This is a genomic window from Dyadobacter sp. AC419 (genome assembly GCF_979253085.1).
The window spans coordinates 174144-190508 of record NZ_CEEDCD010000003.1 but is presented as its reverse complement, the minus strand read 5'-3'; the positions used below and the strand labels follow the sequence as shown (position 1 = coordinate 190508).

Annotated in this window: 14 protein-coding genes and 1 tRNA gene; 12 read left to right on the top strand and 3 right to left on the bottom strand. The window is 45.6% G+C overall.

Translation table 11 applies throughout. The annotated features are described in order from the left end of the window. The first annotated feature begins 21 nt into the window (after nt 1-21). Nucleotides 22-1689, top strand: a complete 1668-nt coding sequence (locus AC0IYG_RS01285; RefSeq protein WP_471709217.1) for a complex I subunit 4 family protein — start codon at nt 22-24, stop codon at nt 1687-1689. Between the two features lies 1 nt (nt 1690). Here the strand turns inward: AC0IYG_RS01285 and AC0IYG_RS01280 are convergent, their stop codons facing one another. Then, nucleotides 1691-1891: a hypothetical protein gene (locus AC0IYG_RS01280; RefSeq protein WP_471709216.1), complete on the bottom strand. Its 201-nt coding sequence runs from the start codon at nt 1889-1891 to the stop codon at nt 1691-1693. A 432-nt stretch (nt 1892-2323) separates the two neighbouring features. Here AC0IYG_RS01280 and AC0IYG_RS01275 point away from each other — a divergent pair, with 432 nt between their 5' ends. The 11 genes from AC0IYG_RS01275 (at nt 2324) to AC0IYG_RS01225 (ending at nt 14518) form a co-directional block, all read left to right on the top strand. Continuing rightward, the gene (locus AC0IYG_RS01275; RefSeq protein WP_471709215.1) at nt 2324-3439 is read left to right on the top strand and encodes an acyltransferase family protein; all 1116 of its coding nucleotides are present in this window, start codon (nt 2324-2326) and stop codon (nt 3437-3439) included. 24 nt (nt 3440-3463) lie between these two features. Next, a complete protein-coding gene (locus tag AC0IYG_RS01270; protein ID WP_471709214.1) occupies nt 3464-4171 on the top strand; it encodes an ATP-binding cassette domain-containing protein in 708 nt (235 codons plus the stop codon). A 189-nt stretch (nt 4172-4360) separates the two neighbouring features. After that, on the top strand, nt 4361-5398 hold the full coding sequence (locus tag AC0IYG_RS01265) for a glycoside hydrolase family 3 protein (protein ID WP_471709213.1): 1038 nt from the start codon (nt 4361-4363) through the stop codon (nt 5396-5398). Beyond that, complete coding sequence (locus AC0IYG_RS01260) at nt 5358-6104, top strand: glycoside hydrolase family 3 N-terminal domain-containing protein (RefSeq protein ID WP_471709212.1); 747 nt, start codon at nt 5358-5360, stop codon at nt 6102-6104. The genes AC0IYG_RS01265 and AC0IYG_RS01260 overlap by 41 nt, the downstream gene beginning before the upstream one ends. After that, on the top strand, nt 6031-7419 hold the full coding sequence (locus AC0IYG_RS01255; protein ID WP_471709211.1) for a serine hydrolase domain-containing protein: 1389 nt from the start codon (nt 6031-6033) through the stop codon (nt 7417-7419). The genes AC0IYG_RS01260 and AC0IYG_RS01255 overlap by 74 nt, the downstream gene beginning before the upstream one ends. A gap of 79 nt (nt 7420-7498) precedes the next feature. Then, nucleotides 7499-10081 (top strand): Ig-like domain-containing protein, encoded by a 2583-nt coding sequence (locus tag AC0IYG_RS01250; protein ID WP_471709210.1) that lies wholly within the window; start codon nt 7499-7501, stop codon nt 10079-10081. A 34-nt stretch (nt 10082-10115) separates the two neighbouring features. Continuing rightward, nucleotides 10116-11654 (top strand): T9SS type A sorting domain-containing protein, encoded by a 1539-nt coding sequence (locus tag AC0IYG_RS01245; protein ID WP_471709209.1) that lies wholly within the window; start codon nt 10116-10118, stop codon nt 11652-11654. A gap of 74 nt (nt 11655-11728) precedes the next feature. Further along, entirely contained in the window at nt 11729-12187 is a 459-nt protein-coding gene (locus AC0IYG_RS01240) for a nucleoside deaminase (RefSeq protein WP_471709208.1), read from the top strand. Between the two features lie 63 nt (nt 12188-12250). Then, the gene (locus AC0IYG_RS01235) at nt 12251-12856 is read left to right on the top strand and encodes a superoxide dismutase (protein ID WP_471709207.1); all 606 of its coding nucleotides are present in this window, start codon (nt 12251-12253) and stop codon (nt 12854-12856) included. A 115-nt stretch (nt 12857-12971) separates the two neighbouring features. Next, nucleotides 12972-13047, top strand: a tRNA-His gene (locus tag AC0IYG_RS01230). A gap of 250 nt (nt 13048-13297) precedes the next feature. Further along, the gene (locus AC0IYG_RS01225) at nt 13298-14518 is read left to right on the top strand and encodes a site-specific integrase (RefSeq protein WP_471709206.1); all 1221 of its coding nucleotides are present in this window, start codon (nt 13298-13300) and stop codon (nt 14516-14518) included. Between the two features lie 112 nt (nt 14519-14630). On the opposite strand, the gene AC0IYG_RS01220 is transcribed toward AC0IYG_RS01225, so the two are convergent. Together AC0IYG_RS01220 and AC0IYG_RS01215 are read right to left on the bottom strand one after the other, a co-directional pair. Continuing rightward, on the bottom strand, nt 14631-15092 hold the full coding sequence (locus AC0IYG_RS01220; RefSeq protein ID WP_471709205.1) for a hypothetical protein: 462 nt from the start codon (nt 15090-15092) through the stop codon (nt 14631-14633). A 452-nt stretch (nt 15093-15544) separates the two neighbouring features. Then, complete coding sequence (locus AC0IYG_RS01215; RefSeq protein ID WP_471709204.1) at nt 15545-16264, bottom strand: hypothetical protein; 720 nt, start codon at nt 16262-16264, stop codon at nt 15545-15547. Nucleotides 16265-16365 lie beyond the last annotated feature (101 nt).

Sequence of the window (16365 nt, the reverse complement as noted above, 5' to 3'; positions counted from 1 at the left end):
GGTTTTTTAATTTCATACTTGATGATTGATCATATACTTACGTTACTTATTGCCATTCCTTTGCTTGGGGCCGCCGCCGTGGCTGTCTGGCCGGCACAACGCCCCGAAAATTTCAGGATCATCGCGCTGGTTGCACTTGCATTGGAGCTTTTGCTTGCCATATTTCTGTATTTGAGCTTTGATAATGGCAATCCGGAATATCAGCTTTCCGAAGCGACGGATTGGATCACACTGCCCATTGGTGCATTAGGCGTCGTTTCGATCGATTATGCGCTTGCCGTGGATGGAATCAGCTTTCCGCTTGTGCTTTTGGCCGTCGTTGTGCTGTTCGTTGGTGTGATTAGTTCTTGGAATGTCATTCAAAAATCGCGCGCTTACTTTGCATTGTATCTTTTGCTTACGGGCAGCGTTATCGGCTGTTTTCTGGCGCAGGATTTCTTTCTTTTTTATCTGTTTTTTGAATTCATGCTGCTGCCGATGTATTTTCTCATTGGCTTGTGGGGCGGTCCGAGGCGTGAATACGCGGCTTTGAAATTCTTTATTTATACGTTTTTTGGCTCGCTGCTGATCCTGATCGTGATGATCGCATTGTATTTGTCAGTAATCGATCCGCTTGAAACAGCAAAAGCAGTCGGCATTTTAGGAATCGACGACCCCATCCATCCCGACCTGATCGGACAGATCCAGCAATGGCTTATTGATGGTAAAATCGCTCCTGAGCAACTTGTTCATACATTTCGTTTCGCATACTTGGCCGATCCGAATAATTACATTCCGGGTTCGCTGCTGAGCATTGCCTCCGAATATTTCATTGGCAACATTCCGTTACGGTTACTCGCATTCTGGTTTTTGTTCATAGGATTTGCAGTAAAATTGCCCGTCGTTCCCGTGCACACCTGGCTGCCCGATGCTCACGTAGAAGCGCCGACGCCCATTTCCGTAGTGCTTGCGGGGATTTTGCTAAAAATAGGCGGTTACGGATTCATCCGGATCGTCGACGGATTTTTCCCTGCCGAAGCATTATACAGCGCAATTCCACTGGCCATACTCGGCATGATCTCAATCATTTACGGCGGGTTCAACGCATTAGGACAGAGTGATTTGAAGAAAATGATCGCTTACTCCTCTGTTTCGCACATGGGTTTTGTGTTGCTCGGCATTGCTGCATTTACGGCAGAAGGGATTAACGGAGCGATTTACCAGATGGTCAGTCACGGCGTGCTTTCGGCCATGTTATTTATCCTGACCGGCGTTGTTTACGACCGCACACACGACCGCCGCATCGATAATTATCGTGGTTTAATCGCCGTAATGCCGCAATACACCATTATTACGGGAATAGCATTCTTCGCTTCGCTGGGACTTCCCGGATTTTCAGGCTTCGTAGGTGAGCTTTTCACATTAATGGGCGCATTCCAATCCGACGCACTGCCCGTCTGGATTCCCGCATTGTCAACATTAGGGATTGTGCTGGCAGCCGCGTATTTCCTCTGGACTTACCAACGCATGTTTTTCGGCGCATTTTGGTACAAAAACGGCAGCCTCCACGTCCTCTCCGACCTCACCCGACGCGAAAAAGGAATGTTAATCCCACTAGTAATCCTGACCATCCTGCTTGGCTTACTTCCCGGCATCTTGTTTGATATGACCGGGCCAACGGTTGAAGCTTGGCTTGCTGGGTTGAAGTGAGTTACTTCCCAAACAACTGATCCAGGCTGAACCTTCCTTTTTTGGCAAGTGCTTGTAATGTTTGTTGCTGCTCCGGGGTGAGGACTTCGATGATTTCTTGTCTTTTTTCTTCGGCCAATCTTTTGCGATCGCGGCGTTTGGCTTCGTCATTTCTGGACAACTTGCGGTCCATTCTTGCATAGCGGCGGTCGATTTTCTTCAATTGTTTTTGCTGACGTTTGCTCAGGTCCAGTTCTTCGGCGAAGCGGTCAAGGTTCTTTTCGAGCCTGCGGTTGTTGAGCTTGCTGTTGGTGACGGGCTCCTCCTCGCGATAAGCTTCCTCATTGTCCGATCTGTTATTTGTATTGGAAGTTGCGCAGCTTGCAAAAAAACAGTGCAGGGGCCAGAAGCCAGATGATCAGCAGTTTTTTCATGGGTAAAAATTAGTGGATTTGAAATATTGATGCTTATAACGACCGTTGGCAGTTGCGATATATAATCGATTGCGGCAGTTATATGTTTTTTTGAATAAATGTGATTTCGCGCCAGAGTATAAATGGGATTTTTTGCAATCTTTACAGTAATTGTAAATAGTTTTTATTCCAAACTATGGCCGTTTTGCCAAATTTTATTTCTCTTTACCCTTTTTTATCAGATGAAAGATAGTTCTCCGCCGCAGAGATTGTTGTCGCTGGATACGTTGCGTGGTTTTGACATGTTTTGGATTTCAGGTGGCGAAGAAATTTTCGCTGTGCTCGCAAAAGTGACTGGCTGGTCCTGGGCAATTTTCATGGCTCACCAGTTTACACACCCCGATTGGAACGGCTTCCGCGCCTACGATCTCATCTTCCCGACATTCCTTTTCATGGCGGGCGTTTCAACACCATTCTCGTTGGGAAGCAGGCTTGAAAAAGGCGTGCCGCCATCTGAACTGATCCGCAAAGTAATCCAGCGCGGTCTGATCCTGGTGTTGCTGGGAGTGATTTATAACAATGGTATTTTCCACACCGAATGGGATAATATGCGCTATCCAAGCGTCTTAGCGCGAATCGGACTAGCGGGAATGTTTGCCCAGATCATTTATCTATACACAGAGAAACGCACCCGATGGATCTGGTTTGTGAGCATTCTGATCGGTTATTTTTTGTTTATGAAATTCTTCCCGGTGCCGGGCTGCGGCGCGGGTTTGCTTACCATTGACTGCAATCCGGCGAGTTATATTGACAAAATGGTCATTCCCGGCCGGCTGCATTTGAAAATCCATGACCCCGAAGGATTGGTTTCGACCATTCCAGCCATTGCGACGGGCTTGATGGGGATTTTTGCAGGAGAGCTTTTGAGAACGAGTGAGGAAGTGTTGTCCAAAAACAGCAAAGTCGTTTATCTGGTCTTTGCAGGAATTGTCAGTTTGCTTCTTTGCGTGGTCTGGGATTACTTTTTCCCCATCAACAAGAATCTGTGGACCAGTTCGTTCGTGCTTTGCGCGGGTGGTTTCAGCACATTGCTGCTTGCCCTTTTCTATTGGATCGTCGATGTGCTGAATTATCGCAAATGGACCTTGTTTTTTGTCGTAATCGGCATGAATTCCATCGTGATTTACATGGTTGGCAGCTATATCGATTTCCATTATACGGCCGAGGCGATTTTCGGAGGCTTACTCAGCTATTTCCCCGAACCGGTCGAAGCAATTGGCGAAGTAATTGCCTTTATAATGGTTCAATGGGCATTTATGTATCTGCTATTCAGAAATAAGCTATTTTTGAAAGTTTAAAATATTCATTGATTCACACATCGAATGTCAATTCAGGTCACCAATCTTACGAAAGTTTACGGAACGCAGCGTGCGATCGATGGCATTTCATTCAGTTTGAAAAAAGGAGAAATTGTGGGTTTTCTCGGACCTAACGGAGCGGGAAAATCTACGACCATGAAGATATTGACCGGCTATCTGCAGGCTTCCGGCGGTTCGGCCAAAGTTGCGGATTTTGATGTGGCGGAACAGCCTATGCCGGCGCGGAGGACAATAGGATATTTGCCAGAGCATAACCCTTTGTATCTGGATATGTATGTCACTGAGTTCCTGCTGTTTTCGGGCAAATTGTATGGCATGAAATCAGCTGCATTGAAGTCCAGGGTCGACGAGGTGATTGCTCTTTGCGGACTGGAAGTGGAGAAGCGAAAAAAGATCGGTCAGCTTTCGAAAGGTTATCGCCAGCGGGTGGGGTTAGCGCAGTCATTTCTGCACGATCCTTCCGTCCTGATCCTGGATGAGCCTACTACTGGCCTGGATCCCAACCAGATACAGGAAATTCGTGATGTGATCCGCAATGCGGGAAAAAATAAAACAGTCCTTTTCTCAACGCACATTATGCAGGAAGTGGAAGCATTATGCGACCGGGTGATCATCATTAACAAAGGAAAAGTGGTGAGTGACAGCTCATTGGAAAAGCTGCGGGAAACGGGCAATTCTTTGGAAGAAATTTTTCGGAGCCTTACGAGCTAATGTTCGCTCAGGCATCAGAAAGCCGCTTTTCTTTGATGAGGTCAAATATTAGAATTGCATTAAAACAACTTTTTTTCGGATTTATTACGACCGAATTTTGTTATTATTGTAACCTTTGATAAACTCAATTTGAGCAGTGCAAAAGTCAGATAACCTAACAATCCCTCGTTAAAATCAGTGGTTCGGAGTATGAAAAATTGGTTGTTAAGCCGGTTTCGTTTAATTGCAGGTGTGATCTTACTGGTGGTGTTGACCTCAATGGCTTCCGTTGCCTGGAAGATGATTGGTGTCGTCAAAAAACCGGAAGTGCTTGCAACAAAGCCCGTAAAGCAGTCTGTTAAAAAAGCCAAAAAGCGGCTTGATCCGGTGCTCGTGCTGCCTGAGAACGAGTGGGTGGACAGCACTTTGAAAATGCTGACTATTGAACAAAAAATAGGTCAGCTGTTCATGGTGGCCACTTTTTCCAATCGCGACGAATCTCATTATAAATACATTGACCGGCTTGTCAACGAATTTAATATCGGCGGTCTGATCTTTTTCCAGGGCGGACCGGTTGGTCAGGCGCAGTTGACGAACCGCTATCAGGCTCAATCCAAAATTCCTCTTTTTATTGGCATTGATGGCGAATGGGGCCTTGGTATGCGGCTCGACAGCACGATTTCTTTCCCGAAACAAATGGTGCTGGGCTCAATCCAGGACGATGCGCTCATTTATAAAATGGGCAGCGACATTGCCAGACAATGCAGCCGGCTGGGCATTCAGATCAACTTTGCACCCGTTTCAGACATTAACAGCAATCCCGGCAATCCGGTGATCGGCATTCGTTCATTCGGCGAAGATCGTGATAACGTGACGCGCAAGGCGATTGCTTATATGAAAGGTTTGCAACATAATAAGATCATTGCAACAGCCAAGCATTTTCCAGGACACGGCGATACCGACGCAGATTCACACTTTACATTGCCAGTTCTGACACATTCACTTGACCAGCTCAGCGAAACGGATCTTTACCCTTATCGGGAAATGATCGCGGACAGCTTAATGGGCGTTTTGAACGGGCATTTATACATTCCTGCGCTCGATAGCACGCCGAATTTGGCCAGCTCACTTTCTGAGAAAGTGGTTACGGGCCTTTTACGTAAAGATCTTTGGCTTTCGTGGATTGGTTTTTACGGATGCCATGAATATGCGCGGTGTTTTGAAAACGGGCAAAGCGGCCGAGGTTAACCTCAAAGCACTCATCGCTGGAAACGATATCCTGCTTTATCCCGAAGCCCTTGCGGAAACAGTAGCGAAGATCAAAGATGCCATTGATCAGAAAAGAATCAGTGAAAAAATCATTGACGACAAGGTTAAGCGCATTCTGCAAGCCAAATATTGGTCAGGACTAAGTCAATATAAGCCGGTTGACACCAACAATCTTTACGCCGACCTGAATAGCGAAAACAGCAAGGAATTGTATCGCGAGCTTTGCGAAGCTTCGGTTACTGTTGTTAAAAATGATAATAATTTGCTGCCGATCGGATCTGTGATCGGTGATAAAATGGCTTCCGTGAGCATAGGCGAGGGGAGTAGCGTTGCATTTCAAAAAATGCTTTCGACTTACAAACCTATGCGCTCTTATACATTCTACGAAGGCCCGTCTTCGCAGGAGCAGATTTCCGAAATGCTCAATTATCTCGAACCTTACAACACGGTTATTGTAGATGTGCACGGCATTTCTTCCAATCCCCGCAGCAATTATGGCGTGAATGCAGGCATGGTGAGCTTTGTGAACCGGTTGAAGGAACAGAACAAAAAAGTGATCCTTTGCATTTTCGGAACGCCATACAGCATTCAGTTTTTTCCCGGAAACGGATGTGTTGATTTGCGCCAGTCAGGACGGAAAAGACCAGCAGGAAATTGTTCCGCAGATCATTTTCGGGGCCATTAAATCCGAAGGTCGTTTGCCGGTTTCAGTGGCAACATTCAAAGCTGGCAGTGGAGTAAGCACAATTCCCGTTAACCGCATTGCATTTGGCACGCCGGAAAGTGTGGGCATGGACGGGACTTCGCTTAAACGCATTGACGAGCTGGCAATGGCCGCTGTTAATGATCATGTATTTCCGGGATGTGAGATTCTTGTTTCCCGAAAAGGTAAAATCGTTTATGACAAACAATTCGGCGCGCTGACTTACCGCACGCCTGAACCCGTAACTTCTGAGACCATTTACGACCTGGCTTCGCTGACAAAAGTCTCGGCAACATTGCAGGCTGTTATGCTTTTATACGATCGCAAGCAAATCGATCTCGACCAGAAAGCTTCATTTTATTTGCCTGAGCTGGTTGGAACCAACAAGCAAAACTTCACGGTCAGGGACATTCTGCTGCATCGTTCGGGCATGGTGTCATTTTATCCGCCGCTTTGGGATCGCACCAAAACGACGGCCGGAGGTTTGCTTCCTGAATATTACAGCTCCAAAGCTGATACGGCCTATTATTTGCAGGTTGCACCAAAGCTTTTTACAAAAGGCGCCATGCGCGATTCTGTGTGGAAATGGGTGATTGAGTCGCCTATGAACAACCGGAAAGACCGCGCAGGCACTTATGGATATTTGTACAGCGACCTTGGTTTCCTGACTATGCAGAAAATCGTTGAACGAGTAACCGGTCAGCCTCTGGACATATTTGTTTCGGCCAACATTTATGAGCCGCTTGGACTTGCTTACCTAGGCTTTAACCCGCTTCGCCGGTTTTCTGAAAAACAAATTGCGCCAACCGAGCAGGATTATCGTTTCAGGAGCCAGCTTCTACAAGGCACCGTGCATGATCAGATGGCAGCCATAGTAGGAGGGGTTGCCGGCCATGCCGGACTTTTCGGAACCGCACGTGACCTTGCCGTTTTATTCCAAATGAACCTTTGGAAAGGCAGTTACGCAGGCAGAAGATATTATGAGAATGCAACGGTTCCACTGTTTTCTCGCTTATATGATGAGTCGCATCACCGTGGATTGGGCTGGGACAAAGCGCCTGCGGATGGGAACAGTTCCTACGTATCACCGCAAGCGTCTGTGAATTCTTTCGGGCATACGGGCTTTACGGGGACGATGGTTTGGGTGGATCCGGAAGAAGATCTGGTGTTTGTTTTTCTGTCAAATCGGGTCAATCCAGACGCTGAAAACACGGCAATTACGACGCATCGCACGCGCCGGAAAATTCAGGATGTCGTCTACAGTTCACTTATTGAAAGGAAAAGCGAGCTTCCTTAAAACAGGGGAAAGTGTATTTGAAAAATATCTCTAACTTTACCAGACAAACTGGTTAGCGGAAAGATATTAAGACAGATACATGAACAGAACATTTACAAGAAAGGGTATTTTTACAATTCTGGCCGCGATTTTCTGCGTGGCAAATTCATTTGCTCAGACAATTAAAACAGATGCTTTAGATCCAGCAGAAGTCTGTGCGGGAGGAAATGTTTCCGTTAAGTTTACGGCAAAAGACATCCTCTTAGCTCCCACAAATTTTACAGCCCAATTATCTGACGCCTCCGGTTCATTTGCTGCACCAACAGATTTGGGATCTTCGGCCACCTCTCCGATTTCAGTAACCATTCCTAACGGAACCGTTGCAGGTGCTGGATATAAAATACGCGTGATTGGATTCGTATTATTGGTTCCAGCTATTGCAACTTCTGAAAGTGCTGCATTGACAGTGAATGCGATTCCGGCAAAACCAGTCGTGATATCACCTGTCGCTTATGAAGTGGGAGCCAAAGCCGTGGCATTGACTGCAACTGGAACAGGCCTGAAATGGTATGACGCAGGAACGGCAGGCACGGCGTTAGCTGCGGCTCCCGTGCCCACAACCACCGCAGAAGGAACTCAAAACTTTTTCGTAAGCCAAACCGTTAGCGGATGCGAAAGTGCACGTTCTGAAATTGTGGTTAATGTTACCAAAGCTGCATGTACGCCTCCCGCGAAGCCCGTTGTAACGACGCCGGTTTCTTATACAAAAGGTCAGGCAGCCGTTGCTTTGGAAGCAACCGCATTGACCGGCGCAACATTGAACTGGTATGGAACCAATGCAACCGGCGGAACAGCATCGGCAACGAAGCCGATTCCTTCGACAGACGCAGTAGGAGCGGTAACCTATTATGTAAGCCAGACATTGAACGACTGCGAGAGCGAGCGTTCAGCCATTGTTGTAAATGTATCTGCCTGCACACCGCCAGCTAAACCCGTTGTAACAACACCTGTTTCATATACAAAAGACCAAGCCGCTGTCGCATTGCAAGCAACAGCATTGACCGGCGCAACATTAAATTGGTACGGAACCAACGCAACCGGCGGATCAGCATCGGCAACTGCGCCTACTCCTTCCACCGCGGCTGTTGGCGCTACAACCTATTATGTAAGCCAGACTTTAAACGACTGCGAAAGCACTCGTTCGGAAATCGTTGTAAATGTTAGCGCTTGTACACCGCCAGCGAAGCCAGTAGTAACGACTCCTGTTTCCTACACCAAAGATCAGGCAGCAGTGGCATTAAGCGCAACTGCATCAACGGGTGCGAAATTAAACTGGTACGGAACCAACGCAACAGGCGGAACCGCATCTGCAACCGCGCCGATCCCTTCAACATCAGCTGTCGGAACAACAACGTATTACGTAAGCCAGACTTTGAACAATTGCGAAAGTGTACGTTCGGAGATTGTTGTGACCATATCCGCTTGCGTGCCTCCGGCTGCACCTGTTGCGAGCGATGTAACTTACTGCCTTAATGAAGCCACTTCTACATTAACCGCGACAGGAACCGCGCTTAAATGGTTTGACGCTGCCGGAACTGCTTTGGGCGCTGCGCCTAAACCTTCCAGTGCATCTGCAGGAACGACATCCTATTTTGTGAGTCAAACAGTTGGTGGCTGTGAAAGTGCAAGGAAGGAAGTTAAAGTGACGATCAATCAGACAGTAGAGCCAACAGTAAAAGATTTTGTGTATTGTTTAAATGAATCAGCGCCTACTTTAACAGCGACTGGAAGCAATCTTAAATGGTATGCCGCTGCCACAGGAGGAACCGGTTCAGCAGCAGCCCCTACTCCAACTACAAACGCGATAGGAACAAAAAGCTATTATGTAACGCAAACAGTTGACAATTGCGAAAGCAAAAGAGCTGAGATTAAAGTTTCAATCAGAAATTTATCCCCATTACCAACTGTTACTTCGATAGTTAATTTATGCCAGAATTCGACAGCAAGTCCATTAACAGCTAATGGAACTGCATTGCAGTGGTATACTGCTGCAACTGGCGGAAATGGCTCATCCACGGCACCTTCACCAAATACATCGACTGTTGGCACAACGAGTTATTATGTGAGCCAAACAGCGTCCGGGCTTTGCGAAGGACCAAGAGCAAAAATCGATGTAGTAATCAAAGACACTCCTGTTGCGCCTACCGTAACTGCACTCGATTATTGCGTGGGCGTAAAAGCAGTTCCATTGACGCCCTCGGGAGGAACATACAAATGGTATAACACTGCATCGGGTGGCACCAATTACGCAACCACTCCGACGCCCGGAACAACCACGCCAGGCGTGAGTTCTTACTATTTGACACAATCCAATACATACGGAAGCCTGGTTTGCGAGAGTCCACGTGCTAAACTTGATGTAACAATTAATGCCACTCCGGCAGCATTGCCAACGGTATCCGAGGTTGTTTGCCAGGAGCGCACAGACAAAACTTACACATTTGCAGCGCAACCTGCGAACGGAAATACTGTAAACTGGTATACTGCTGCAACCGGTGGAACTCCTTCCAAGACTGCGCCGTCAGTAAACTTGAAAAATGCAGGCGAAACGACATACTACGCAACCCAGATATCCAAAAGTTGCGAAAGCTTGACAAGAGTTCCTCAAAAAATACCGCGTTAAACCACTTCCAGCGAAACCAGGTATTGACAAACCATTGATCGAAATTTGCCAGTTCGTTGCAGCGCAGCCTTTGACGGCAACTCCTGTAACAAACGGGATCCTTAAATGGTATGGAACGAGCGAAACGGGCGGTGATCCAAGTGACAATGCGCCGGTTCCATCCACAGCGGAAGGCGGCACAACATCTTATTTCGTAGGTCAATCTTTGGAAGGCTGTTTTGGAGATCGTGCTAAAATTGATGTAAAAATCAATACAACACCGAAACCGCAAACGACTACTGCATTGGCATATTGCCAAAATGAAGTGGCTCCAAGATTAGATGCAACCGGATCCGTTTTGAAATGGTATCGCAATGCGACCGACACAGAATTCCAGGGAGTGCCATTTACGCCATTTACCGAGAAAGTTCAGGATTACTCATTCTACGTAACGCAAACCGGACAAAACGGATGCGAAAGCCCAAAAGAGGAAATTAAGATCCATATCAAAGCATTGCCTTCGGCGACAATTTCCGGAACCTCAACCATTGATTTAGGCCAAACAGCAACGATCAGAATCAGATTTACGGGTGACGGTCCTTGGAGATACGCCTTGTCAAACGGCGACACGGCCACGACGAATGAGGGAGACCATCAAATACAGGTTAAACCCATTACAACAACATCCTACTCGCTTACTGAGGTTTCCAATGCATGCGGCAAAGGAACGCCGATCGGCAGCGCGCTGGTAACCGTGAAAGTGCCGACGATTAATTCAGGTAATCCTTCCGTGGCAGAAGCCTGTGCGGGTAAAAACTTCAATTTGCCCTTCCAGCAATCGGGTGATTTTCCTGCTGAAAACACATTTAAAGTGCAGATCGCAACTGAAAATACGGATGCCAAATTTGTAACAATTCCTTCTGTCGCCACCAGCAGCTCGGTAACGGCAACATTCCCGGACTCGACGCTTGCAGGCAGTTACTATGTGCGGGTGATCAGTTCAGGCCCGAACCCGGATTTCACGGTGAAAGGCAGTGTCAGCGCGATTACCATCACGGCAAGTCCGCTGCCCGTTGCAACGATCACAGGCACGCAGACGATCCTGGTAGGAGATAAGGCGGATATGCGCATTCAAACGACAGGAAAAGGACCGTGGACATTTACATTGAGCAATGGGGCCAAGGATTCGCTGATCACAACTTCGGTAACGCCTTACACATTCAAACTGGCACCGCGAGTAACCACGACTTACACGATTTCCAAAGTAACAAATAGCTGTGGAACGGGCAAAGGCGCTGGAAGTGCAAGGGTTCAGGTTGATCCGATTTTGGGCATTGAACCGCCAAAATCGGCTGATTGGGTGAAAGTTTATCCAACATTGGTAACATCGCAATGCACCGTTGAAATCACAGAAAATGTTGCAGCGAACAATGCCAATGCAGAAATAATCGATATGAACGGCCGTTCAAGAACATTGAAGCAAATCAGCCAGAAAATAACAGAAGTAGATTTTTCAGGTTACGCTTCCGGCCTATATTTATTGAGGGTTACCAATGGCAACAAGAATACAGTTATCCGTATTTTGAAACCATAAAATAGATCAGACATTATTTGCACGGGACATTTATTGCATAGCGATAGATGTCCCGTTTTTCTTTAAAAGACTATATGAAACTCGACATTCAAGCAGACATTCTCGATAATTTCTTCATGGCAGAAGCGATGCGGCAAGCAGAAATCGCCTATGACGAAGGTGAAATCCCCGTTGGCGCGGTCGTCGTCATTGGTGAAAGAATTATTGGCAAAGGTTATAATCAGACTGAAAAACTGAACGACGTTACGGCGCATGCAGAAATGATCGCCATCACGGCCGCATCGGATAATCTGGGTGCCAAATATTTACAGGATTGCACTTTGTACGTGACGCTCGAACCGTGTGTGATGTGTGCAGGGGCGCTTTATTGGAGTCAGATGAGCAGGGTTGTGTTTGGAGCAGCGGACGAAAAGAGGGGATTTTCGAGACTTGGAAAACCAATTTTGCATCCTAAAACGCGTTTGACGACTGGAATTTTAGGGAATGAATCGCAGGAGCTGTTACTCAAATTTTTTAGGCGATTAAGAACATAAAGGCTTTTTCTGCTGTTAGCCAACTGATACAGTACATTTTTTAATCATTAAACTACACTTAAAATGGCATTTACACTAGATCCCTTACCTTACGCAAACAATGCATTGGAGCCGCATATCGATGCATTGACCATGGAGATACACCACGACCGTCACCATCAGGCATATGTTACCAATTTGAATGCAGCGGTAGCAGGCACTGAACTGGAAGGCAAAAGCATAGAAGAAATTATCGCGAACATCAGCAAAGCACCAGCACCGGTTCGCAACAACGGCGGTGGTCACTGGAACCACGCATTTTTCTGGAAATCACTTTCTCCAAACGGAGGCGGCGAACCAACAGGTGAATTGGCCCAAGCAATCACAGCTAAGTTCGGATCATTCCAGGCATTCAAAGATGAGTTCAAAAAAGCAGCAACCGGCCGTTTCGGTTCAGGTTGGGCATGGTTGATCAAATCTGGTGACGGCGTAGCGATCACTTCAACACCAAACCAGGACAACCCATTGATGGACATTGCAGAGGCAAAAGGAACGCCTATCATCGGTTTGGACGTGTGGGAACACGCTTATTACTTGAAATATCAAAACAAGCGCCCTGATTACATCGACGCATACTGGAACGTAGTAGACTGGAAAGCTGCTGACGCTCTTTATGTTGACGCGAAATAAAGGTTGAAAGTATAGATTGAGGTTTGAAGGTTGAAAAAAAAGTGCACTGTTAGCCTTGCAACCTTCAAACCTTTTCCTAATTTTGTGTCCTCGAAAGGGGTTTTCCCCTCAGAACGGAGGTTGTAGCTCAGTCGGTTAGAGCGCTAGATTGTGGTTCTAGAGGTCGCGGGTTCGAGACCCGTCTCCCTCCCTTGAAATAAGTTCAAAGTCAAACAAAATGCCTGTAAATCAATGATTTGCGGGCATTTTTGTTTTTCAGATTATATCAAAAAATGCAAAAATTCCCATGTTTCCAGTGAGTCTTTCGTGTAGTTCACTCACTTTGAGAAAAAGACTCACTGGAAACGGCATAACAAATTGATAGCAAGATGTTTACGACGTAAACATCTTGATTGGCAAGCGTGGTAATTCGATATTTAACCACTTTTAAACGCTTGTGTTATGTTGGAGAAAACATTTGGCCTGCTTTTCTATTTAAAGCCCGCCAGAAATCAAAAAGGAACAGTTCGCTACATCTATCTGCGAATTACCGTCGACGGCAAGGTCGCCGAACTATCCACCAAGAAGTTATGGAATACCGAAAGATGGAATTCATCAGTCGGACGGCCAGCCGGAAACAAGGAAGACGCCAAGACGCTTAATGCGTACTTGGACATGCTCACGGCCAAAGTTTACCAGGCCAAGAAAATGCTTACCGAGGATGACAAAGAGATTTCCGCAGAAGGGCTGAAAAACATTCTCCTTGGCAAGAGCAATGAAACCCGCACCATTCTTGAAGTCTTTCATCACCACAACGAGCAAATGGAAGCACTCGTCGGTCAAGAGTTCGCGCCGCTCACTTTGAAGCGGTACAAGACCGCCAAAGAACATACTGCATCCTTCATCAAATGGAAGTACAAGAAGGATGACATGCCAATCAAAGACTTGAATTATGAATTCATTACTGAATTCAATTTCTGGCTGCGTAGTGCGCGAGGTTGTAACCATAATTCGGCGATCAAATACATGAGCAATCTGAAAAAGGTGGTGCTGATCTGCGTCAATAATAAGTGGTTGAAGAAGGATCCGTTCCAAGGCTTCAAGCTGACCAAAAAAGAAGTTGTGAAGAATCCGTTATCAAGGGATGAGTTGAAACGACTTACTGAGAAGGTGTTTGAAGTTGAACGGATCAGCCAAGTGCGGGACATCTTTCTTTTCTGCTGCTATACTGGGCTGGCTTATGTCGACGTGAAGCAGCTGAAGGCTACAGATATTGTTGTCGGAATGGATGGTGAACCGTGGATTGACACCACCCGCCAGAAAACGGATGCGCCTACACGCATTCCGCTGCTAGATACAGCGCTGGAAATCATCGAGAAGTATAAGGATCATCCGCAATGTTGTGCGGCTGGCGTTGTGCTGCCGGTTCTGAGTAATCAGAAGATGAATGCTTATTTAAAGGAGATTGCTAACCTGTGCGGGATTTCCAAAACGCTTACTTTTCACATTGCGCGGCATACGTTTGCTACTACCGTGACGCTGAGTAATAAGGTGCCGATTGAGACGGTTTCCAAAATGCTGGGGCATCGGTCTTTGAAGCAGACTATGATTTATGCTAAGATATTGGATGTGAAGATCAGTGAGGATATGAAGGGGTTGCGGGAGCGGTTGAAGGGGATGTGATAAGTTGTGTGAATCGCTAGACTCACGAGTTTGGCGATTCGCCGATTGCTATAAGCAGGTTTAATTTTTGATATTATTAATATTTTTGGACTATCAGGTTTCTTGACATTTACTACTTTTGAAGTAGTCCACAAAGCCGAAAAACACTGTTTACCATTTCATTGGAAGTATCAGTACGTGTTAAAGAAGCTGCATTATCATCCTCACTGATCCACTGGATGAGGTTTAATATAGCATATATTACCACGTAATTCCTTTGCTGAACCGTCAACTTAAGCGTTTCCATCAATACATTTGAATAAAGCCTTCCATTTGTTGAATTCTCCCAACAACCGAGTATTCTTCCAATCAAATCAAGAATATCTCCCCGCCGCATAAAGTCCAAATCCACCAAACCATTAAATTGCCCTTTTAGAAGCATTACATTTTTTGATACCATGTCATCAAAATACAGGCTGGGATTTACATTTTCAAAATAAACCAGGTTACTAGTAACAAGATTTTTATAGATGTCAGTAAGCCAGTTGGGTATTCGGTGAGTAATTCTATTTAGTTGAGCAAGTAAGACCTCCATTTGAGTATTATATCGCTCCTCTACACAACTAGTCCACGCTCCAAAAAAGCGATCACAAGGTAACAAGGAAAATCTACTGATTATGCATCCGATTTCACTGGCCAAATCATTTATCTGTAGTCTTTGTCAAGCCCTGCATGACACACTCTAGATCGATACCTTCAACTAATGTCTGTATTTGGTAATAGAAACCGCAAGAATCCAAATTGTAACACTCAGCAATTATTTCGGGTACATTAATACTTAAAGTCCTAAATATTGGCAGAAATAATGAAGTCCCGTAAATGTAATTGTCCCGTCTGTTCATTCTTAAAATAAACGAACATCCATGCCCATGAATCAGGTATACCTGATTGCATATCCCTACCTCCTTCCTATAGATAGAATCTGGGATAAAACCGAGCTCCCGCCTAAAGATCCAGTTTATAACTAACTCGTGCTCCATAATAGCTTTATAATACCCGCATCAACAGTTGTGAAGCTACATATTTAGTCGTTAACCGCTCCTTGGTACAATCGAAAACTTCATCAAGAATTTCATTGTATAAATCGATATCGAACTTGTTAGCATTAAGTAACAGCATTGCTTCGCTTACTAATTTTTTGGGAAAATCGACCATCGTTAAAGGTGGGCAACTTTCCAGATTGACAAAATATGGCATACAACGGTTAGCTAATATCTCATAATGACGCATACAATCCCATCCTCCTTTCTTCATAGTAAGTCCAAAGAATGCCCGCCTGTAATTTTCGTAGTAAGTAGGCTCGTCCTTGAAAGTGTAAGTATCTTCTACCCCCGGAAACACAGAGCCAAAGGCCTGCACCTTGACTGATTGCAATGATTCATCCACTATTTTTTTGGTCGGAATTGAAAATGATATTGGAAAGACCGTCTTTAATTTGGTGTTAAGTTCGCGCTTAAAATACGGATGCTTCAGAAACTGGTTCAAAATTTCCTGTTCATCACTACCGTCAATAATAATGACTTTATCCTTGGCATAAGATCTAGCTACTAATGGGTAAAAGTCCTGACAACGTCTAATCGCACCATAGATAACGATATCAAAATACCTATCCCGAATTTTATCTTCGATATAGGTGCGATCTGCAATGCTCTGATCAATTAGCCAAAAGGCAGAAAAGCCTCCCCGAAAGAGTTTCTTTGTCAACATGAGGCCTTTGATCTTTATACAAAGAAACAATAGGAGTACTATCGATAACATCTGCCCCTAAAATCTCGTAAAGTCCATAAAACAGCAGATCATTCATATAG